This is a genomic window from Vibrio sp. CB1-5 (assembly GCF_059412285.1).
This window is the reverse complement of the sequence record NZ_JBJHPB010000018.1, coordinates 1-20392: the sequence shown is the minus strand read 5'-3', so window position 1 is coordinate 20392 and position 20392 is coordinate 1. Positions and strand designations below refer to the sequence as shown.

Below are 20392 nucleotides of genomic sequence, written 5' to 3'. Positions count from 1 at the left end.
GCTTTGGCTTCAGCGGTTAATTTCGAGCACATTCTGTGCTCGCCATTTGTTCTATAAATGTTAATATTCTGATATGCCTCAGCTTTCACTGAGGCTCTCGGACGTTCCACGAGCAAGGAGATTTCATGCTTAATTCTGTAACGGCGAAAGCAGTGATTGACCACGCCCTATTCCTAGGGGCAGATTTTGCTGAGCTATTCGTCGAGCACCATCAGACTAATTCGGTCCAAATCGCGTCTGGCGAAGTGGACAAAGTGAACTCAGGCATCGATTTCGGTATCGGTATCCGCCTCTTCTTCGGACACAAAGTGCTTTACGGCTACACCAACAACTCCGATGAAAGCGAACTAAAGCGTGTTACCTCATTGCTAGCAGCAAAAGACAAACGTGAGCAAATAGCGACGGCGGGTGCGCTTAATCTTAATCGCTACCCTATCCAGCATGATTGCCGTTTACCGCTTAGTAAAGACGCCAACCTAGATTCTAAAATCGCCTTCCTACTTAAAATCGATGCAGCGGCGCGCGCCGAAAGCGAATTCATCTCTCAGTTTATTGGCAATGTTCTGCAGCGCGAGCAGCAGGTTTCCATTTTCAATTCTGAAGGTCTACATGTTGATGACACGCGCCACTATATTCGCGTGTCTGGTAACACTGTTGCTCAAAAGGGCAACGAGCAATCCTCTGGCTCAGAAGGCCCCGGCGCACTGTCAGGCTGGGAATTTAGCGAACAGATTGATGCTCAAGAGCTAGGCCAAATCATTGCCCAGCAAGCATTGGTTAAACTCGGCGCAGATACGTGCCCTTCCGGCGAAATGCCCGTAGTCATTGGCAATGGCTTTGGCGGCGTTATCTTCCACGAAGCGTGTGGTCACCTACTTGAAACAACATCAGTGGCTAAAAAGGCTTCTGTGTTCCATGACAAAATGGGCGAGATGATCGCTCATACAGCAGTAAGTGCCGTTGATGATGGCACTATGACTAATGAATGGGGCTCTATCCATGTTGACGACGAAGGCATGGCCACTCAGCGAACACAACTCATCAAAGACGGCAAACTGACCAGCTTTATGGTCGACAAAATGGGCGGAATGAAGACCGGCTTTGAACCAACGGGCTCTGGTCGTCGCCAAAACTACAAGTTTGCGCCTACGTCACGTATGCGTAATACCTTCATTGAAGCAGGAGAACATTCTCTTGATGACATGTTGGCGGGCGTTGAACGTGGTATTTACGCTAAGAAAATGGGCGGCGGCTCAGTACAGCCAGGTACAGGCGAATTTAACTTTGCCGTGCGTGAAGCCTACTTGATTGAAAACGGCAAAATCACCAAACCTCTCAAAACCGCAACGCTGATTAGCACTGGCCCAAAGGTGCTCAAAGAAATCAGCATGGTTGGTAAAGATATGGCACTTGCCCCAGGCATGTGTGGCTCTGTAAGCGGTGCAGTGCCGACAACGGTAGGTCAGCCTTCGCTGAAAGTCGATAACATTCTTGTGGGAGGTGGTAACTAATGAGCCGAGACAAACAACTTCTTGATGCCGTCGATTACGTCCTTTCAGAAGCCAAGCGCCAAGGTGCTGAAGCCGATGTCATCGTTAATCGTAGCAACAGCTTTTCCTTGAAAGCGAACCAAGGTCAACTGGATGAGTACAAAGTAAGCTCAAGCCAAGTCCTTGGGGTTCGCGTTGTCAAAGATGCGCGCATTGCCACCAGCTACTCAGAATCGTTAGAGTCTACAAGCTTAGATTTGATGCTCACTAACGCTCTACAAAGTACACGTTTCTCTAAACAAGACGAGTATCAAACCATCAGCTGTGTCGACAGTAAACTGATCACAGATGTCGCAGAGATTGCTCAGCAAGATACCACTTCTGCCGATGAGAAGATTGAGCTATCACTTGCATTAGAGCAAGGGGTTGTTTCCCTTCCCCACGCGTCGAGCGCACCCTACAACGGATATGCCGATGGAGAGAGTCAGCTTATTCTCGCCAACACGCAAGGGACACTTTGCCAGCATTTTGAGCGCTCATTTAGCTGTTACGCGTACACGCTATTTGAGAAAGACGGCAAGCAATCTATGGCGGGTAAAGTCTCGGTGGGTCGCAGCTTTGATGAACTGAACCCGAACTACTGTATCGAGCAAGGCTATAACCTAGCGCGAGATTTACTCGATGGCGCACCGGTTACTACTGGTGAGTATTCGGCTATTTTCAATATCAACGCGCTCAGCAGCCTATTCGGCGCCTTTGGCAGTGCATTCTCTGGTGTTAGTGCCATGAAAGGCGTCACGCCACTTGGAAACAAGATAGGCGAGTCAATTGCCAGTGAGCTGATTACTCTAACCGATATGGCGTATATGCCAAACGGCATGGCAATCACCAGCTTCGACAGCGAAGGTTTTGCGACCCAAGACAATGTGCTTATCTCGGGCGGAAAGCTCAATACGTTATTGCATAATAGTCACACCGCAAGCTACCTGGGTGCAGTATCAACCGCCAGCGCTGCTCGAGGCGCGAAATCCAGCCTAGATGTTTCTGCCAACCATAAAGTGATCGCTACTGGCTTAAGCAATACTAGTGAAGTTAAAGCAGGTGAATATCTGGAGCTTGTTGAGTTGCAAGGCGTCCATTCTGGTGCCGATCCAGTCAGCGGTGACTTCTCGTTTGGCGCTAGCGGCTTCTTATGTCGTGACGGAGTAAGAATCCAACCAGTACGTGGTATTACGGTTGCGGGTAACTTCTACAAAATGCTGCAAGAAGTGGATGCGGTGGGTGATAGCCAACTGATTAATGACAGCCGAACTTTCTTTGCACCAGATGTGAGGTTTGCTCGGTTGAGTATTGGTGGTAAGTAGGTAATGATGAAGCCCAGTTTAGTAAGCTGGGCTTCATTATATAGTGACTAAGGTTAATTATTTGCAAACAGTATTCACATACAAGTTCCCATCGCGTAGTCAAAGCTCAATAATGACGAGCTACTAGACTACGAGCATTACACAAAGGATGATTTGTTGTTCATATTTTGTAATGTCTCGCCAGTAGGAAATAGTCTGTCATATATGTAATTGAATATGTAACTGTAGAATAAGGCGAAAATGACAAACCCTATATCAACAATAAGAGCTTGCAAAATAGAAATTTGAAGTGTGTACGCAATAACGGGTAAGGATAGAGCCAATAATCCTAATTCGAATAGAAGTGCGTTTAATATACGGTGTCTCCGAGACTTTGCAACAACCCCTGTTCTCTTGACCATGAAAAAGTCAAAAATAAGATTGAAAGCAAAGTTCCAAACCATTGCAATAATTGATAAGAAAATGGCTGACAATGCTGCCGCCTGAACACCTTTATGACCTACTAGCGCTAGTATTGGGGTCGCAACTGCTAATAATATCGATTCGAATAGGATGGTATGCCTTAACCTATCTTTAAAGTCACGTCCTGTTTTTTGCACAAATTTTACCTTTCCTTGATAAGTGTCAACTTTTACAGAGATTACACCATGATAAATGAGACATGAACTCCACACCTAACGAACAACGAAATAATACAACCCATTACATAGGCAATTCCCTTATAGGTGATGCTAAGTCGTTAATTTTTATAAGATAGCGTAAGGCAAACTATTGATTGTAAATTAAACGCACAAGCTCAAGTGATGCTTTAGGCGCCACCTGTTAACTTGAATTTTAGCTGATTTTAATGAGTACTAAGCCATTTAGTCGTGCGTTCTATACTATTTTTTGTGACCACCATAATTACTGGATTAATAGATAGCTGTACTTTAAGTAGTGATTACAGCAACCGAACAACTACGACGAACAACTATAATGTGTCACCCCACCCACGTCGAACAACGCCAACGGGCGACGTTGATAATGCTTATTTTCGACTTCTCCCCCTTGCACATCATATGGTTTAGAGAAGACCTTCTGTACTTCATGAATAAGCGCATAGTCGCCTAACTCTGCTTGCTTATAAGCCGGTACTACTAGCCATTCTCGCCATGTGTACTTGGGATTAACCTGTTTCATTTTTGACACGATGTCTTCCCTTGGGTTTGAAGATGGCAGTTTTTCACGCCATTCATTCAGCCAAGCTTGCCACTCGAACATGACCTTTTCATCAGGCTCGGTATAAAAGCTTGCCGTAAGCGCAGAGGCATTGTCAGGTAGTGTCGACAGTTCTCGGAAGAAAATCGTGTAATCAACGTGCGTCATCATCATGAGTTTAAAAAGGTTTTGCAGTAAGTCGCTATCAAACTCTTCAAGACCTAGCTTTCTCGACCACATATCAGTGAGTTTCGTTTGCATCACTGTCGAAAATTCATCCTGAATTAAGCCAAGTTTTTCTACCGCTGCTTCGTCTGAAGCGATGAGTGGCATCAATGCAGAACAAAAGGACTCGAAGTTTTTCTCTGCTGCTAAAGGCTGATTAAAGAACGAGAAATGGCGCCCGCCACCAGTCCAAGGCTGAAAATATGGTTCGAAGCGCTCACAAAAACCGAATGGACCATAGTCGAGAGTAAATCCACCAACAGCACAGTTGTCACTGTTGAAATTGCCTTGGCAGAAACCAACGCGCATCCAGTGTGTTACTAATGTGGTCAAACGCTCTCTAAACTCTGTGGCAAGTGCGAGTACTTTCTCATGCAGAGGTAGGCATGGGTCTATCTGTTGTGAATATTCTCGTTCTATCGCGTGCTTAACTATCTGTTCAAGCTCTTGCATCGCTGTTGGATAGGCTTGGCTACGCGCTCGGCGAGCGAACAACTCAATCTGTCCAACTCGCAAAAAGGAAGAGGCAACTCGGGTCGTAATAGCAACAGGGTTCGAAACCATAGTATCAGGATTTTCAGAGTGTGAGCCCTCACGATACCAAGGTCGGTCAACAGTATCTGATTGTGATGCAAATAAGCACAAGGAACGGGTAGAAGGAATGCCGAGTGCATGCATGAATTCTTGAGCTAAAAACTCACGCACGCTGGAACGTAATACTGCTCTACCATCTGCGCCCCGGCAATAAGGGGTAGTACCGCCACCTTTGAGTTGCATTTCCCATCGCTTGCCATTAAGTACACCTTCAAATATCGATAGAGCTCGACCATCACCATAGCCATTACCCGTTTTGAAAGGACACTGCTGGTTATACTCGGTGCCATAAATGGAAAGTGCGTAACCCGTTGCCCAGCCATAGGGCTTCATTGGAGCAGGTACGCCGGACAAATCACCCGAGAACATCGCTTCAAACTGTTTGTGTCGCGCCAGTGCCGGGTCAATTCCTAGTTCGGTAAATAGGCTGGTACTGTGGCTAACGTAGACCGGATTTCCGATAGGTGTTGGTTTCACTGGAACATAGTGACCCGAGAACACTTGTCGCGGCCAGTAGTCTTCACCACTATCGGTTGCGTCGGGATCCGCATTCAGCGTCTCTAGTAGCGAATAGCTTGCTGTGTTTGCAAACTCATCCATGTCGGCAATCGAGTTTAGTGTCTCTGATGATTTTGGTTCGCCCATCGTCAATCCTACTCCGTGCAATGATGCGTGATATTGTTGATGTCATGATACGAAGATCGCCTGATAAAGCCCAATAACCTTATGATATAGTCTGATTCATTTAGATTTACCCTAAATAACCTATGGATATTGGCAAACGATAGCCAAAGTACTCTTCAATGACATACTATCTTGGGTTCTTCGCAATCGCTTTTCTCTAAGTATGGGACTGGTGCTACCTTCACTGCCTTGGATAGCGATTGTGATCACGCTATTTGCGTTGGTGACGTTTAGTAATATTGTTCGTGGTTTTCGCGTTGCTCAGCCTCAATAGAGGCTGCGCACAAAACACTATTTAAGGTTTTTGACACTGCCACGTACGACGAGCGAGGGCTCTAGTTGCACGACATCTGCAGCAAGACTGGTTTTTTCAATTTTCGCAAGCAAAGTTTCAACGGCCGCTTTTCCTAAGCGATACTTGGGTTGATGTATCGTAGTAAGAGACGGTGACATGAACTTGGCAATGTGGATATCATCGTAACCAATGATCGAAAGATCGTTAGGAACATGTATCCCTTTTTCATGGGCAACATTGATAGCTCCCATGGCCATCATGTCATTACAAATAAACAGCGACGTTGGTAGTGCGCCTCTGCTCATTAACACCTCTAACGATTTCGCACCGCCATCACATTCAAAGTCCGACTCAACAATCCAGCCTGGACTAATAGCAATATGATGTTCTTTCAATGCCTTTTTGTACCCCTCATAACGCATGAGCGCTTGGTGGCGATTCAAAGGCCCAGTGATACAGCCAATCTCTTTGTGGCCGCTTTCAATTAAGTGCTTAGTGGCAAGATAACCACCAAGAAACGAGTTGTCTTGGATCTTGTCGCTTTCAAAATGCATTGGTCCCCAATCCATTACAACTACGGGAATGGATGGGTACTGGTCAAAAATATCCAGCTTCTCCCCTTCAAGGGTTGAGCACATTAGAATCAGACCATCGACACGCTTTTGTAGCAAGGTATCGATAGAGGCTTTCATGCGCTCAGTATCACCTTCGGTATTACAAAGGATGAGGTTGTAGTTTTGACGATAACAACTGCGTTCGACCCCTTTTACTACTTCACCAAAGAATGGGTTGGTTGAGGTAGTCACTAACATTCCAATTGTTCGTGTACGATTCATTTTTAAGCTGCGTGCCAATGCAGAAGGCGCGTAGTTGAGCTCCTTCGCTGCACTGTTAACACGCTCAGAAATCTCTTCACTAACGAATCGCGTTTTATTGATGACATGACTTACGGTCGAGGTTGACACACCCGCGAGTCTTGCTATGTCCTTCATCGTTGCCATTGGGCAAGGGTCTCCACTGCTTCTTCTTGTAATTGAGCGCGTTAGTTTCTCAACTTAGGCTTGCTGATCTAAAAACTGTTGTACTTCATCTAGCGTTGGAATGGAAGTCTGTGCACCAAATCGAGTCACTGAGATAGCCGCTGCTGCATGAGCAAATACAATCGCCTCTTCGATAGACTTACCTTCAATTAACCCTATCACCAAAGCGCCGTTAAAAGTATCACCTGCGGCTGTGGTGTCCGTTGCTTCAACTTTAAAGCCCGGAATTCGCGCACCACGACCATTTTGGCTAAGCCATACACCTTTCGAGCCTAAAGTGATCATGACAATTTCAATGCCCTTACGATGCAGAGCGTTTGCCGCTTCTTGTGCAGATTCGTCATCGTTGACCGTTATTCCGGTTAGAACCTCTGCCTCAGTTTCATTCGGCGTAATCACATCGACACAGCATAGTAATGAGTCAGGAAGCTCTCTAGCCGGTGCTGGATTGAGGACGACGTTTGTTTTCGACGCCTTTGCAATTTTCGCTGCGTATTCGATGCCTTCAATTGGCGTTTCTAATTGGGTTAGCAGGTAGTTTGCTCCTTCGATCAACCCCTTGTGGGGCTCGACACGTGCTGTCGTGAGCTTAGCGTTGGCTTCTGCCGAAATGCAGATACTGTTCTCACCGCTTTCTGCTACTTGAATCATGGCAATACCGGTCGGCGTGCCTGGCTCTAATTGAACACCCGCGATGTTGATACCATCAGCTTTGAATGCTTCGCGAATATTAATACCAAATGCATCATCGCCTACACAGGCGATAAAACCGGTATCACCACCTAATCTTGCGGCAGCAACGGCTTGGTTCGCCCCTTTGCCACCGGGAATGACTTGGTAATTAGCACCATGTAGCGTTTCGCCGGGACGAGGGAAAGAAGGAACTTGCAGAACGTGGTCTGCATTCACACTACCCAGCACAATGAGTTTATTCATACTTTGTTCCTTTAACTCTTTTGTTTGTTACTGATTTTTTAGTATCAGTTTGATAGATAACTTGGGGTTGCCTCGGAGTGGCAAGCCGAAGGTATTTGGATGTTTTCAGTCGATGCGTAGCTACCTTGATAGTCCCTCCCCTTAGTAAGGGGAGGAACATTAGGCTGGCGCCTTTCTTCGCTTCGCCGATTACTCAGCGACTACTTTTAGAGGTACTGGGATGTACTCTTCTACTGTTTCGCCTTTCAGTACTTTGTCAGCCGTTTCTACACCTAGTGCACCGATCATGTCTGGTTGCTGTGCGATGGTTGCTGCTAGTTTGCCGCGTTTCACCGCTGCCATGCCATCTTCAGTGCCATCGAAACCAACGATCATCACGTCTTTCCCCGCTGCTTGAACTGCGCGAAGTGCACCCAGTGCCATTTCGTCGTTCTGTGCGAATACCGCTTGTACATCTGGGTTCGCTGCTAAAAGGTTTTCCATTACGTTTAGACCTTTAGTACGGTCGAAATCCGCTGGTTGGCTAGCAAGGAGTTCCATTTGAGAACCTTTAACTGAGTTCATGAAACCTTCACCACGCTCACGTGCTGCTGAAGTACCCGCAATACCTTCTAGTTGGATCACTTTTGCTTTCTCGCCTACTTTCTCCATGATGTAGTGACCAGCCATTTCACCACCAACCACGTTGTCTGATGCGATGTGGCTCACTACATCACCACGGCTAGCGCCACGGTCCAGTGTTAGGACAGGGATGTTCGAGCGGTTAGCCATGCGGATTGCGTTCGATACTGCATCTGAATCTGTTGGGTTGATAAGGATTGCTTTCACGCCACGTACTGTTAAATCTTCGATGTTCGACAGCTCTTTGCTTGGGTCATTTTGCGAGTCCAAAACGATTAGGTTGTAACCTAAATCCTTGGCTTTCGCTTCTGCACCTTCTTTCATCGTTACGAAGAACGGGTTGTTAAGCGTAGAGACAACAATCGCCATCGTGTCTTGTGCTGATGCAGCTGTAGACATAGAAGCAGATAGCACGGCAGCAGAGATTAAAGTGGCTAGTTTTTTCATCGTTTTAGTCCTTTGTGTAGGGGGCGGCTCAACTTATTGTCGAGCCTGTTATTGTAAATAATCTAGTGTTAATCGAGGTTACTTGTTTTTGTTGTCTACCAGTACCGCAAGCAAGATAACCACTGCTTTTGCGATCATTTGGTAGTAGGAGGAAACATCTAATAGGTTAAGTGCGTTGTTCAAGAAGCCGATGATCAGAGCACCAATTAGCGTACCCATAATTCGACCTTTACCACCCATCAAGCTGGTGCCGCCAAGAACAACCGCGGCAATGGCATCTAGCTCGTATCCCATACCTGCGGTAGGCTGAGCAGATGACAGGCGAGAAGTAACAATAATGCCAGCTAGTGCTGCAAGCAGACCACAGATGGCGTAAACACCAACCTTCACTTTGTCGACGTTGATACCTGACAAGCGAGTCGCGGATTCGTTACCACCTAACGCGTAAACGTAGCGACCAAAGCGAGTGTGGTTAAGTAGATACCAAACTGAAGCGAATACGACGACCATAATCCAAACTGGAACTGGGATGCCCAGAGCGTAACCTGTACCAAACCATGCAAATGCGTCAGCCGTATCAGTAAAGCCAGTAGAAATTGGACGACCGTCGGTGTACACCATAGTGACACCACGTAGAAGTGTCATCGTCACCAAAGTGGCGATAAACGCCTGAACCTTACCCTTGGCAATGATAATTCCGCTGATAGCACCAAGAGCTGCACCCGCTAGAAGCGCGGTTGGAACAGCGATCAATACAGGGACTTCCATCGCTATCAAACTGGCCGCAAAGGCGCCACAAAGAGCGAGCACTGAGCCCACGCTTAAGTCGATACCTGCGGTTAAGATGACCAAAGTCATACCCACTGCGATAATGGCATTCACGGAGGTTTGGCGGAGAATATTCAGAATATTATCGACGGTGAAAAAGTTCGGGTTTAGAAAAGACACCACGATAATTAGGAAGATCAGCGCAATCAGTGATTTTTGCTCAATCAACCATTCTTTATTGAAAAGAGGCTTTTTGTTTTCCATCTCGACGCTCATCTCTTTGTTGATGGTTTTGTTGTTCATGCTGCTTCCTCACTTACATTTTTACCGACAGCGCATGCTAGTAATTTCTCTTGGTCGGCATCTTTAGCCATAAACTCGCCGCTTACGTGCCCTTCATGCATCACCAAAATTCGATCGCTCATGCCAAGTACTTCTGGCATTTCAGATGACACCAAAATGATGCTCATGCCATCTGCTTTAAATTTATTGATCAGTTGATAGATTTCTTTCTTAGCGCCTACGTCGACACCGCGAGTTGGCTCATCCAAAATGAGCACTTTGGGTTTGGTCATCAGCCCTTTAGCAATCGCCACTTTTTGTTGGTTACCACCGGACAAATTGCCAATAATCTGATCACGTGTTGGCGTTTTGATGTTGAGCAGCTTAATGAAGTCTTCAACCGCAATGACTTCTTCGCTGTGTTGAATTTGCATGCCTTTCGACAACTGCTCCAACGCACAAATCGACATATTCTCTTTTACTGATAAGCCCAGAACTAAGCCATCACCTTTGCGATCCTCAGAAATGTAAGCAATACCATTGGCGAGGCCTTCTTGAGGACTGTCTGGATTGATCGTTTTTCCATTGAGAATTACCTCACCGGATTGACGTTTTAGTGCGCCGTAGATAATTTTCATTAGCTCGGTACGCCCTGCTCCCATCAAACCCGAAATCCCGAGGATCTCGCCTTGATCGAGTGAAAAGCTCACATTCTCAACACCTGGGCCAGATAGTTTTTTCACTTCAAGGCTGGGTTTTCCGTGGACGGCGTCAATACGAGGGTATTGCTCATCGAGCTTACGGCCTACCATCATCTCAATTAAGGTGTCCTCGTCTGTTTCGGCAACGGTACGCTGACCGATGAACTTGCCGTCACGCAGTACGGTAATGTCATCACAAATCTCAAAGATCTCTTTAAGGCGGTGCGAGATGTAAACAATGCCGCAACCTTGCTCACGAAGTTCATTAATGACACTGAAAAGGGATTCGGTTTCCGTATCTGTCAGTGCATCGGTTGGTTCGTCCATGATGATAACTTTCGACTCAAACGACAGAGCTTTCGCGATTTCAACCATCTGTTGCTCGCCCAAGCTCAGTTCACCTAGAGGTGTTTTCGCACTGTGTTTCACATTCAGTCTGGCCAGCAATCGATCGGCTTCTGCGTACATTTCCGACCATAAAATACGTCCAAATGCATTGGTCTTTTCACGACCTAAGAAGATATTCTCGGCAATGGTTAGCTCAGGGATCAAATTGAGCTCTTGGTGAATAATACTGATACCCGCTTGTTGCGAGTCTCGTGGTCCCTTGAACCCAGTCTCCTCGCCTTGATAACGAAGCTCACCAGAGTCTTTCGAGTAGATGCCTGTCAGCACCTTCATCAACGTAGACTTACCTGCACCGTTTTCGCCAAGTAATGCCATCACTTTACCCGGGTAGACGTTAAGGCTCGCTTTATCCAAAGCCTTCACTCCCGGGAAAGCTTTTTCAATCTCGCTGAGTTGTAAAATTGGTTGCAGCATGAAGATGTCCTGTATATTTCGCTGAACTTAGCTCGTATCGTGGCGGCTTAAAAAACGACGCCCGCTTGGAAAATTACGTTCGCATAAGGTGTGCATTCACCTGTTCTTACCACTGCTCTTGAGTCCACTGTTTTAGCTTTAAACTCTTCGTGAGTCACATAACGAACAGTAATCTCTTTCCCACTATCAGCTTGCTCTTGCTCTATTACTGCTATCAATACGTTGTGAAGCTCTGGGCTCACCGCTTTAAATTCTTCAGCTAGTATCACACCTTCAATCTGAGCTTCTGATAGATAGACCTTAACGGTGTCAATGAAGGCTGGTACACCGTGAGTAAGCGCTAAGTCGATGCGTTGTACTTCATCGGCAATCGGCAGACCTGCATCGCAAATCGTCACCTGATCGGTGTGCCCTAAGGTTGACACCAAATAGGAAAGTTCTGAGTTAATTAGGGCGCTTTTTTTCATTATTAGTACCTGCTTCATGCGGCTTTATCGAGACTGTAGGGCTTGATGAATGTTCTTAGTCACTTTGCTGCTATTGCTGTTGACAAAACAACCATCGAAACGTTTCGATGGCAATCCTAGCGTAGAGATTGCAAAGATCGAGGCAAGTGACATTCAAGTGTGACTTAGATCGCCCCATCGAAACGTTTCGATGCATTTTTCGTGAATGGATTCAAATTCCCATTTGAAGAGATTTCTTCAAGAATGGATTGCGCAACAAGATCATTGCACAGCATATAAAAATAGCTCAGCAGAGTATCAGAAAGGAAGATCAAGCTTGATGTTGCATAGCCTGTCGCCAATTGATCGGAGAGGATGAATCAGAGTTTCACTTAAGTATAAAAGCGCTAACTACATATTAGCTGAGATGTAAGGACCGGAGGCATAATGACAGCCAATGGTCTTGAGAGAATCAAGTTGTCCCGCTGTCTCTACCCCCTCAGCAATCGTCTCGATGTTTAGCACCTTAGCCAGGCTTACAATCGCTTTCGCCACTTGCTCGACTGAGCGATCTTGAGCGATCTCTGCTACCAATTGGGCGCCAACTTTGAGTTTTTGTAGTGGTAGTTCGCGAAGCTCAGATATCGAGATGTGCCCCATCCCAAAGTCTGCCACGGTGATTTGGCAGCCGAGTTCCACCAGTTGGTATAACTCATCCACACAACGTTTCTTAGACAACATTTCCTCGAAGACTTCTAGTGCCAAACAATGTGCTGGGAGACGATATTTGTTAAGAATCCCTGCTACTTCCTTGGTGAACAATCCATGACCAAAGTTCTTAGAAGAGACTTTAACTGCGACCGTTTTTAGCTCACCGACTGAGGCGTACTTGCACGCTTGCTCAATGGTGAACAGGTTCAATTTACGAATCAGTTGTGACTCTTCAGCGATAGGAATGAACTCGAATCTATCGACATCACCGAACATCGCATCAGTCCACTCAAGCCGACTTTTAAATGCGACAACATGATGTGTTTCAATGTCGACAACCGGTAAAAAACTGACTTCTAGCTTGTGTGACTCGATAGCCTGAGACAGACGTTTAGCCATCGCTGTTTTGCGCCCCCAGTGCTCACCCATCGCTTCATCATAACTCATCCATGTGGTTTGACACTGCTTAGCACGATACATGGCAAGATCGGCTTGCTTCAGCAACAAGCTCGTTGGAATATTGCGACTTACGTTAGTGGTAACACCAACTGAGGCAGACCCTCGCTCTGATTTGTTACCAACCTCTATAAATGCAATCGCGTCAACGAGGTGCTGAGCATAGTGTTCCGCGCGCGTTTGTGAGCAATTCGGTAACAGGGCAACAAACTCATCACCACCGAGTCTTGCGACTAAGCCGTTGTCTCCAACCTCGGTTCTAAAGCGTCTTGCTACCTCTTGAAGAAACAAGTCACCAAAGTCGTGCCCTTTGCTATCGTTAATCGATTTGAACTCATTGAGGTCTATTAACAGCAATGAATAAGGGTGCAGCGTTTGCTGCTCTTCGACTAAAAATCGTTGTAGGTGTTCAAAGAATGAGGTGCGATTAGGTAAACGTGTAAGCGGGTCAAAATAAGCAAGATCGCTCAGCTTATCGTTCAGGTGCTTTTCAGATGTGACATCGCGTTTCACCGCAATGTAGTAAGATTCACCTAGATAGTTGAAAGGACTGATATGAGCGTGCTCAATAAACAGTGACCCGTTTTTCTTCTTGTTGACCAGTTCTCCAACCCAATCGTGACCTTGAAGCAGCTTCGACCACATATCTTCATAGGTGGCCAGCGTGGTTTTTCCAGACTTGAGTAGTTTAGGGTTTTGGCCCAGAACTTCCTCGCGGGTATAGCCGGTCAGCTTGACGAACTGTTCATTGACGAAGCAGATTTGAGCTTGTTCGTCAGTAATAATGACAGCAACAGACGCGCTCTCTAACGCCGACTCCATCAAACCTAACGACAATTCAAATTCCATATAACGCAACGCCATGCTTACAACTAATGTTTTACGAAGTATTACAAAGCGAACATGATAGAGCTTAATGGAACTAACATCAAATAAAACGTCAAAAAGCCGATGATTTGACAACAGTTTTTTGACGCACCATAAACTATTGGTACTAATTTGAATAACCAAAGAGAAGGTCACCTAACATGTACCCACATTAGGTGACCTAAAGGCAAGTTGGCAAGCGCCAATAAAAATAATTGAGGGTCAGTTCTAATCGTTATTGATTTGCTTAATAACTCGACACGGGTTGCCTACTGCGAGCGTGTTGGCCGGAATGTCTTTAGTGACCACACTGCCCGCACCAATTACCGCATTATCACCAATCGTAACGCCAGGACAAACGATCGCCCCTCCACCAATCCAAACGTTATTGCCGATCTTAATTGGTAAACCAAATTCAACTTCATCTTCAACGCGGCCTTTTGCATCTAATGGATGACTTGCCGTATATATTTGAACATTTGGCGCAAATAATACGTTGTCTCCAATTTCGACCACGTTGACATCTAGAATCACGCAATTGAAGTTAGCGTAGAAGTTCTTACCTGCATGGATGTTTTCACCATAATCGCAGCGAAACGGAGGCTCAAGATATAAGTTACCTTTACGGTTGGGGATCAGCGCTTCTTGCGCTTCCTTCCATTCTGGTGTGTTTGGAATGCTATCGTTGAGTTTCTTTAGTGTATGACGGCACTTAACTCGCGCAGATAATAGCTCTTCATCCCACGCTAAATAAGGCTCGCCTGCCAGCATTTTTTCTCGTTCTGTTCTTGTCGACATCTTTTCTTCCAACAATGTTACGGACTGTTTGTATTGAAAATATTAACATCGAGAACAATGTCAGAATCCTGTCATAGCGACACGTTATTTTTCTTGAACCATAATCGTTGTCACACTGGGTAGAGTAAAAACGTTAGGCTTAATCGGATAGAAGAAGTTTGACCAATGCGTTTGCTGCGGCTTCAGAACTGGCCGGATTTTGACCGGTAACGAGTAGTCCGTCAACGACAACATACTCTTGCCAGTCCGCCGCTTTTGAAAAGCTCGCCCCACGCTTCTCAAGCTCATCTTGTAAGGAAAATGGCACGACGTCATTCAACCCAACGGCATGCTCTTCACTATTGCTAAATCCAGTCACCTGCTTTCCTGCGACCATTGGTGATTCGTCTTCATTGGCAGCGTTAATCAACACACCAGCAGCATGACAAACTGCACCTATCGGTTTTTGAGCACTGAAAAAGTCATCAATCAAGGTTACAGAGTCCGGGTCGCAAGTGAGATCCCAAAGTGGGCCGTGACCGCCGGGGTAAAAGACTGCGTCGTAGTCGGCCTCTCTCACTTCAACAAGGCGCAAGGTATTGGTCAGGTGGGTTTTCGCTACTTCATCTGCTTCAAAACGCAAAGTGGCAGGAGTTTGCTGATCTTCCGCTATGCTATTGGGGTCAATGGGAGGGTGTCCACCAGCCGGTGAGCATAAGGTGATATGAAAGCCTGCATCTTTAAACACGTAATAGGGAGCCGCAAACTCCTCGAGCCAAAACCCAGTTTTATGTTCCGTCTCTCCTAGTCTGCTGTGCGATGTTAAAACCACTAAGATTTTTTTTTGGCTCACTCGATGCTCTCCATTAGGCACTCTTTATAAACCTAGTGAAATACTGAGATTTTTCAAATACAAAGGGGGGAATAATATTCACCCCTTTGTATCTAGCCATAAGCCGCTCTTCAAAAATTGTGGCGTATTGTTCAGCCTTGCAGAGCCGGACGTGAAGATACGTCATCAAACCAACGTTTAATGTGCTGGTGATTATCAAACACATCAACCTTAAGTGCATTGACAACCACGATAACGAAAATATAGGCACTGATGTCTGCGATAGTGTAATTGTCCGTCGCTACGTACTTAGACTGACTCAGCTGCTTATTAAGTTTAGGTAGGAACAACTCCACTCGATGCTTCGCCTCTTCTCCCCATGCTTCAACACAGTTTTCACGGTCGCTATAGATGCCGGACAAATTTCTGAAGGCTTGGAATGCGTTTTGAACACCATCGATTTCAACAATGCGATTCCACATTTCAACTTTGGCTCGCTCCAGTGTATTGCCACCAAACAAGTTAAGGTCGTTTGGCGTAATTTCATCAAAGTAGCGACTGATCGCGACAGTCTCACTAAGGTATGTACCGTCATCAAGCTCAAGCAGTGGCACTTTGCCATTTACGCTCTTGTCTTGATAGCTTTGGTCAAGATTCCCACCTTCCCTAACATTCACCTCTACTCTTTCGATATCGGTAACACCAATCTCTTTCAGAAACAGGTTTAAACGCTTCGAGCTGACTGTGACTGTGTGATCATACAATTTCATGTGTTCATTCCTTTTGGCACGTATGTGTTTAGAGTTTTACCGTCTTGATGGGACTTTTGTTTGATCGATTTTGATTTATAACCGATCGTTTAGATATACTCTATGCAATTACTAAACGATCGGTCAAGAATTAATTAGAGAATAACAGCAAGGACTTGTACAATGACTGAAAGTGCTGTGTAACGTGTTTTTTATCCCAGAGGGGCGTATGGCAAGAAAAGCCAATTTTTGTAAGCAAGAAAAGTTAGAACAAGCGATGACACTGTTTTGGAGTAAAGGCTATGCCAATACATCCATTAGCGATCTCACCGAAACGCTCGCCATAAACCGCTTTAGCCTTTACAACAGTTTTGGGGATAAAGAGACGCTTTATTATCAGGCACTTGATAACTACCTTACCTCTGTTTCATTCCCAAAATTGGAACCGCTTCGCGACAAGAACTCTAGCATCGATACCCTTTGTCACTTTCTTCTAGCGTTTGCCGACAGACAAAAGCAGGACAACTGTGGCTGCTTTATTCAAAATGCTATTGTTGAGCATGCTGGAGAAAACGCAGAGGTGTTAGAGCGAAGCAACTTGCTGTTCGATACCCTAGAACAAGCTATTGTGACATCACTATCCAACGCCAAGCAGCGCGTTGAAATTAGCGGTATAGAAGATGTGAAAGCCGTAGGACAGTTTGTCATCTGCCAAATGCAAGGAATGCGAGTACTTGGAAAGGCAAAGCGCTATACAGAGATTGATGTAGCCACAAAAGTGCTTTGCGACTACTTGAAAGGGCTTCGAGCTAAAACAGCCTAAATGTGAGATCCATTGCGAGTTAATACAAGTCAGTTTTTGCAATTCCCTAGCCACTATTTTCTCGCCAGACTTAAACACGACGAAAGTTAGAGACATTACAAAAGCCAAAAAGAAAATGAACACAAAACCAAGCCATCGCAGCCCTTGGGTTAGTGCTCTGTTTAGCGTTTTAAGTAGGAATAATAAGAAAAAGTGGCAAGCCACTTTTACTCTTATTTAGTCTGATAACTCGTCTTTTTTGACAAGATTTGCATTGCTTCAGCAAAGGTTGTTGTTCGTCCTTTGGCCTGAAGCTGTACAACTTTGAACCCCATTTTTTCCAACGCTCGGCGCTCCGCTAGAACGGCTTCATCATTATGCTCACTTCCCTTTGCGGGTTGGTGGATATAACATCCCTCTAGTTGACCATCTTCCACCAGTTGGTGGTGTTTAAGTGCATCAATATCAATATTCATAGAAAGTTACCCATTATCTTAGTGGCGCTATTTACTCAATCACATGCGTTTTAGAGGCTTAACCACACTATCGAGCCCCTCTATCTTCAGTGCTAAGCAGAGTTTCAACAAATCACCCAACTCCCCGTTCGGGAAACCTTTTTTATCGAACCAGAGTAAATATTCCTCTGGTAGATCGATTAGAACTCGCCCTGCGTATTTGCCAAAAGGCATTTGCATTCGTGCGAGCTTCACTAAGTTTTCTTTTTGTAACATCGCTGTACCTCTATTATCCAGCTATCGCCAACGTATTCCACTCTATCCAACACCACACTGTCATACTTTGAAAAAATGTTGCTCAGTTGCTCTCGCGTCGAGATACCTTCACTAGCCCAAACCAAATCAACCCATCCTTTGGACCGGGAGAAAAATCACTGTAAGTTTTAAACTGAGAAATTTGAGCTTTATCTGTTGAAGAGCACCCGACAAGAACGAGTAAAGCGGCGGTTAACGCAGCAGATACAAGTTTCATCATTCGCCCTTAATAAAAAATAGCCAACCAAACCGTCGTCGAGCAAAACAATGTCGACTTCACACGATGCTTAACATGGGCGGGAATGTTGACATAATCGCCAGCGTTTAACGTCACAACCTGCCCATCTTCATACTCCAATACTCCCTGACCTTGAATCACAGCTACCCACTCGTTCTGTTCTTGGTCATACCATTCGCCCTCAGATGTATAATGCCCATCTGAAATTATCCGCTCTATTCGGACGTTTGGGGTACTGATAATGTCTTCGAATAGTTCGTTTGGTAACTGGCTCGGGATGTTGGCGAGTAAATTCCCTTGTTGCATTAAGCTTCTCCTATGTAACTTCATAAATTATACGTTAAGGAGACGTCAGATACTGCCAAAATTCACCTAGCCGCCACGACCTTGGCCCTGCAATCACCGCAAATTCATCGTGAAACTCTCAACATTTTGTAATGAAACTAAAAGTTGGAACGCTTAATGCAGGACTCATCACAGTTTTAGTTTGATAGCTGTCATTTGAGCACGCTAAATACATTTCAAGGAGAGAAATATGATGTTGGAAACCTTTGTCGAGTCTATCGAAGCTCATACCGCACTGGATGACATTAGCATTCGTTCTGTTTTTGGCGGAAAAGGGGTACTTTCTGGAGGGATCATGTTTGCACTAATTAAGGGCGACGATGTCTACCTTAGGGCAAGCAATTCAGCTTTAAAAGAAGAATTCAAAGCATTGGGCTGCACACCTTACGAGTTCAACTGGCGTTCTCACTCTCGTAACTACCCGAGTTTATCTAACTACTACTCACTACCAGAAACGGTCGCGCATAGCCAAAAACAAGTCGCAACGCTGTGCGAGGAAGTCTGGAGCGCAGGGCTAAAAGAAAAAGTACGCAAAGAGACGCCAACGCGCATCAAAGATCTCCCGAATATGCAGTACAAAACCGAAAGAATGCTTCGTAAGGCCGGTATTAATTCTATTGATGAACTTAGAGAGCATGGCCCTGTCAATGCGTTTAAGGCGGTTTGCGTCAGTCAGGAAAAACATCCCGGGATTAACCTGCTCTTTTGTTTAGCAGGAGCATTAGAAGGCATTCACTGGACGATTCTTCCTGAACCACAGAGACAAACACTCACAAACCAAGCCGGTTGTGAATACCTAACACATTAGACTCCAAACAAAAAAACGCCCTGCTGTTTTCACAGCAGGGCAAACATAAATACAATGTTGGATGTGTGTGGTTAATTGAAAGTGGACAGAACAACTAAACACGAGATTAATTAAACCACCCGAGTCTCCTTGTGAATAGCGAAGATGTATATCAAACCATTTCGAGCCGATGTAAAACTGTGAAGCATTGTTTCGAAATGTGGCAAAGAGCTTAAAACTTAATCGCACGAATTTTTTTCAACCAGATCGTGTTCAAGTTGTCATACCCAAGCACTTAAACTCAACATCTTAGTTTCTTTGCTCTAATAGCCAGCAATAATCCAAGCTTATCTCGTCATTCAAACCTCAAATGCCCCCTGCCCAAATTTCAAACACCAATTCATATAGTTATCAATAGAGTGTCTTTACTCCTTACATTCATAATGGTTGCCGATTTCCCCATAGTGACCCAAAGCGCAACTCACTATAGACTCCGCGCCCAAACTCCTTACACACACCCTATGAGAATAAACCATGAATCAAGTATTCAACTCAGCGCACATGACTAAAACGCTAATGCTAACGATCTGGATCGTAGCTGGCACTGTTATCCTTCAGAAACTAGGTATCCACGACAAGTGGCCTGCTTTCCTAGCGCTTATTTTCTTCTTCGAAGCGAAGTTCGATCTATCTAAGCTAAAGAACATCTTTGCTGCTGGTATCGTTGGTATCGCTATGGGTATGTTGATCCCGGCTACTCTTGGCGCACTTGCTCCAGTCGTTGGTGGTGAAAACGCATTCTACATTTATGTTGCCGGTGTAGTACTTGTAACCATCGGCATGGGCCCTGTTGCTCACTTTGCCTTCAGCTACATCACATTTGCGTACGTTGTAATGTGTATTCTTCACAAAGATCACGTGGTTGAGCACGGTTTCTCTTGGATGGCGGTTGCACTTCTTGGTGGTGCTATGTACATCGCAGGTGTTACAGCTATCGCTAAGTTTCTTGAAAAGCGCGCTCTAACGGCGCAACAAGCTTAATTAGAAATCGGCCAATGCAGAATAAAAAACCCCGCTACAAGGTAGCGGGGTCAGATTGCTGACGAACCCCGCTTTTTAGCGGGGTTCTTTTTTCATAAGCGACCG

General features: G+C 45.4%; 20 protein-coding genes. 5 read left to right on the top strand and 15 right to left on the bottom strand.

Annotated features, from left to right (window positions below; translation table 11 throughout):
- Window positions 1-125 precede the first annotated feature (125 nt).
- Window positions 126-1511, top strand: coding sequence for a TldD/PmbA family protein (locus ACJB0T_RS13530; protein ID WP_479293117.1), 1386 nt, complete (start codon window positions 126-128; stop codon window positions 1509-1511).
- Complete coding sequence (locus ACJB0T_RS13525; RefSeq protein WP_479293115.1) at window positions 1511-2854, top strand: TldD/PmbA family protein; 1344 nt, start codon at window positions 1511-1513, stop codon at window positions 2852-2854. The genes ACJB0T_RS13530 and ACJB0T_RS13525 overlap by 1 nt, the downstream gene beginning before the upstream one ends.
- A gap of 137 nt (window positions 2855-2991) precedes the next feature.
- Here ACJB0T_RS13525 and ACJB0T_RS13520 read toward each other — a convergent pair whose 3' ends face one another.
- From ACJB0T_RS13520 to ACJB0T_RS13465, 12 genes are all read right to left on the bottom strand, one after another.
- Window positions 2992-3453, bottom strand: a complete 462-nt coding sequence (locus tag ACJB0T_RS13520) for a PACE efflux transporter (protein WP_479293113.1) — start codon at window positions 3451-3453, stop codon at window positions 2992-2994.
- A gap of 358 nt (window positions 3454-3811) precedes the next feature.
- On the bottom strand, window positions 3812-5515 hold the full coding sequence (locus ACJB0T_RS13515; RefSeq protein WP_479293111.1) for a protein adenylyltransferase SelO: 1704 nt from the start codon (window positions 5513-5515) through the stop codon (window positions 3812-3814).
- A 330-nt stretch (window positions 5516-5845) separates the two neighbouring features.
- The gene (locus tag ACJB0T_RS13510; protein ID WP_479293109.1) at window positions 5846-6850 is read right to left on the bottom strand and encodes a substrate-binding domain-containing protein; all 1005 of its coding nucleotides are present in this window, start codon (window positions 6848-6850) and stop codon (window positions 5846-5848) included.
- A gap of 54 nt (window positions 6851-6904) precedes the next feature.
- Window positions 6905-7825, bottom strand: a complete 921-nt coding sequence (gene rbsK / locus ACJB0T_RS13505; protein ID WP_479293107.1) for a ribokinase — start codon at window positions 7823-7825, stop codon at window positions 6905-6907.
- Between the two features lie 189 nt (window positions 7826-8014).
- Window positions 8015-8893, bottom strand: a complete 879-nt coding sequence (rbsB, locus tag ACJB0T_RS13500) for a ribose ABC transporter substrate-binding protein RbsB (RefSeq protein ID WP_479293105.1) — start codon at window positions 8891-8893, stop codon at window positions 8015-8017.
- A gap of 78 nt (window positions 8894-8971) precedes the next feature.
- The gene (rbsC, locus tag ACJB0T_RS13495) at window positions 8972-9964 is read right to left on the bottom strand and encodes a ribose ABC transporter permease (RefSeq protein WP_479293103.1); all 993 of its coding nucleotides are present in this window, start codon (window positions 9962-9964) and stop codon (window positions 8972-8974) included.
- Window positions 9961-11466, bottom strand: coding sequence for a ribose ABC transporter ATP-binding protein RbsA (gene rbsA / locus ACJB0T_RS13490; RefSeq protein ID WP_479293101.1), 1506 nt, complete (start codon window positions 11464-11466; stop codon window positions 9961-9963). Before rbsA ends, rbsC begins: the two co-directional genes overlap by 4 nt.
- Before the next feature lie 47 nt (window positions 11467-11513).
- Window positions 11514-11933, bottom strand: a complete 420-nt coding sequence (gene rbsD / locus ACJB0T_RS13485) for a D-ribose pyranase (RefSeq protein WP_479293099.1) — start codon at window positions 11931-11933, stop codon at window positions 11514-11516.
- Between the two features lie 390 nt (window positions 11934-12323).
- Entirely contained in the window at window positions 12324-13928 is a 1605-nt protein-coding gene (locus ACJB0T_RS13480) for a putative bifunctional diguanylate cyclase/phosphodiesterase (protein WP_479293097.1), read from the bottom strand.
- Window positions 13929-14174: 246 nt separating this feature from the next.
- Window positions 14175-14744 carry a sugar O-acetyltransferase gene (locus tag ACJB0T_RS13475; protein ID WP_479293095.1) on the bottom strand — a complete coding sequence of 190 codons (570 nt, stop codon included), beginning with the start codon at window positions 14742-14744 and terminating at the stop codon, window positions 14175-14177.
- 139 nt (window positions 14745-14883) lie between these two features.
- A complete protein-coding gene (locus tag ACJB0T_RS13470; RefSeq protein ID WP_479293093.1) occupies window positions 14884-15576 on the bottom strand; it encodes a type 1 glutamine amidotransferase domain-containing protein in 693 nt (230 codons plus the stop codon).
- A 131-nt stretch (window positions 15577-15707) separates the two neighbouring features.
- Window positions 15708-16325 (bottom strand): glutathione binding-like protein, encoded by a 618-nt coding sequence (locus ACJB0T_RS13465; protein ID WP_479293091.1) that lies wholly within the window; start codon window positions 16323-16325, stop codon window positions 15708-15710.
- A 208-nt stretch (window positions 16326-16533) separates the two neighbouring features.
- On the opposite strand from ACJB0T_RS13465, the gene ACJB0T_RS13460 reads away from it, so the two are divergent.
- A complete protein-coding gene (locus tag ACJB0T_RS13460; RefSeq protein WP_479293090.1) occupies window positions 16534-17127 on the top strand; it encodes a TetR/AcrR family transcriptional regulator in 594 nt (197 codons plus the stop codon).
- 212 nt (window positions 17128-17339) lie between these two features.
- On the opposite strand, the gene ACJB0T_RS13455 is transcribed toward ACJB0T_RS13460, so the two are convergent.
- The 3 genes from ACJB0T_RS13455 to ACJB0T_RS13445 all read right to left on the bottom strand — a co-directional run bounded on the left by ACJB0T_RS13455 (window position 17340) and on the right by ACJB0T_RS13445 (window position 18420).
- Complete coding sequence (locus ACJB0T_RS13455; protein WP_479293088.1) at window positions 17340-17582, bottom strand: hypothetical protein; 243 nt, start codon at window positions 17580-17582, stop codon at window positions 17340-17342.
- A gap of 39 nt (window positions 17583-17621) precedes the next feature.
- Window positions 17622-17837, bottom strand: a complete 216-nt coding sequence (locus ACJB0T_RS13450) for a DUF3820 family protein (RefSeq protein ID WP_446567164.1) — start codon at window positions 17835-17837, stop codon at window positions 17622-17624.
- A gap of 265 nt (window positions 17838-18102) precedes the next feature.
- Window positions 18103-18420 carry a cupin domain-containing protein gene (locus ACJB0T_RS13445; protein ID WP_479293086.1) on the bottom strand — a complete coding sequence of 106 codons (318 nt, stop codon included), beginning with the start codon at window positions 18418-18420 and terminating at the stop codon, window positions 18103-18105.
- A 229-nt stretch (window positions 18421-18649) separates the two neighbouring features.
- On the opposite strand from ACJB0T_RS13445, the gene ACJB0T_RS13440 reads away from it, so the two are divergent.
- Both ACJB0T_RS13440 and ACJB0T_RS13435 read left to right on the top strand, forming a co-directional pair.
- Window positions 18650-19267: a TfoX/Sxy family DNA transformation protein gene (locus ACJB0T_RS13440; RefSeq protein ID WP_479293084.1), complete on the top strand. Its 618-nt coding sequence runs from the start codon at window positions 18650-18652 to the stop codon at window positions 19265-19267.
- Between the two features lie 513 nt (window positions 19268-19780).
- Window positions 19781-20287, top strand: coding sequence for a hypothetical protein (locus tag ACJB0T_RS13435; protein ID WP_479293082.1), 507 nt, complete (start codon window positions 19781-19783; stop codon window positions 20285-20287).
- The last annotated feature ends 105 nt before the right edge of the window (window positions 20288-20392 follow it).

Excerpts from the sequence above, each read along its gene's own strand:
- rbsK (WP_479293107.1), bottom strand. The coding sequence starts at position 7,825 with ATGAATAAACTCATTGTGCTGGGTAGTGTGAATGCAGACCACGTTCTG.
- ACJB0T_RS13480 (WP_479293097.1), bottom strand. The coding sequence starts at position 13,928 with ATGGAATTTGAATTGTCGTTAGGTTTGATGGAGTCGGCGTTAGAGAGC.
- ACJB0T_RS13530 (WP_479293117.1), top strand. The coding sequence starts at position 126 with ATGCTTAATTCTGTAACGGCGAAAGCAGTGATTGACCACGCCCTATTC.
- ACJB0T_RS13525 (WP_479293115.1), top strand. The coding sequence starts at position 1,511 with ATGAGCCGAGACAAACAACTTCTTGATGCCGTCGATTACGTCCTTTCA.
- rbsA (WP_479293101.1), bottom strand. The coding sequence starts at position 11,466 with ATGCTGCAACCAATTTTACAACTCAGCGAGATTGAAAAAGCTTTCCCG.
- ACJB0T_RS13475 (WP_479293095.1), bottom strand. The coding sequence starts at position 14,744 with ATGTCGACAAGAACAGAACGAGAAAAAATGCTGGCAGGCGAGCCTTAT.
- ACJB0T_RS13460 (WP_479293090.1), top strand. The coding sequence starts at position 16,534 with ATGGCAAGAAAAGCCAATTTTTGTAAGCAAGAAAAGTTAGAACAAGCG.
- ACJB0T_RS13440 (WP_479293084.1), top strand. The coding sequence starts at position 18,650 with ATGATGTTGGAAACCTTTGTCGAGTCTATCGAAGCTCATACCGCACTG.
- rbsC (WP_479293103.1), bottom strand. The coding sequence starts at position 9,964 with ATGAACAACAAAACCATCAACAAAGAGATGAGCGTCGAGATGGAAAAC.
- ACJB0T_RS13510 (WP_479293109.1), bottom strand. The coding sequence starts at position 6,850 with ATGGCAACGATGAAGGACATAGCAAGACTCGCGGGTGTGTCAACCTCG.
- ACJB0T_RS13515 (WP_479293111.1), bottom strand. The coding sequence starts at position 5,515 with ATGGGCGAACCAAAATCATCAGAGACACTAAACTCGATTGCCGACATG.
- ACJB0T_RS13450 (WP_446567164.1), bottom strand. The coding sequence starts at position 17,837 with ATGTTACAAAAAGAAAACTTAGTGAAGCTCGCACGAATGCAAATGCCT.
- ACJB0T_RS13465 (WP_479293091.1), bottom strand. The coding sequence starts at position 16,325 with ATGAAATTGTATGATCACACAGTCACAGTCAGCTCGAAGCGTTTAAAC.
- ACJB0T_RS13435 (WP_479293082.1), top strand. The coding sequence starts at position 19,781 with ATGAATCAAGTATTCAACTCAGCGCACATGACTAAAACGCTAATGCTA.
- ACJB0T_RS13455 (WP_479293088.1), bottom strand. The coding sequence starts at position 17,582 with ATGAATATTGATATTGATGCACTTAAACACCACCAACTGGTGGAAGAT.
- rbsB (WP_479293105.1), bottom strand. The coding sequence starts at position 8,893 with ATGAAAAAACTAGCCACTTTAATCTCTGCTGCCGTGCTATCTGCTTCT.
- ACJB0T_RS13445 (WP_479293086.1), bottom strand. The coding sequence starts at position 18,420 with ATGCAACAAGGGAATTTACTCGCCAACATCCCGAGCCAGTTACCAAAC.
- rbsD (WP_479293099.1), bottom strand. The coding sequence starts at position 11,933 with ATGAAAAAAAGCGCCCTAATTAACTCAGAACTTTCCTATTTGGTGTCA.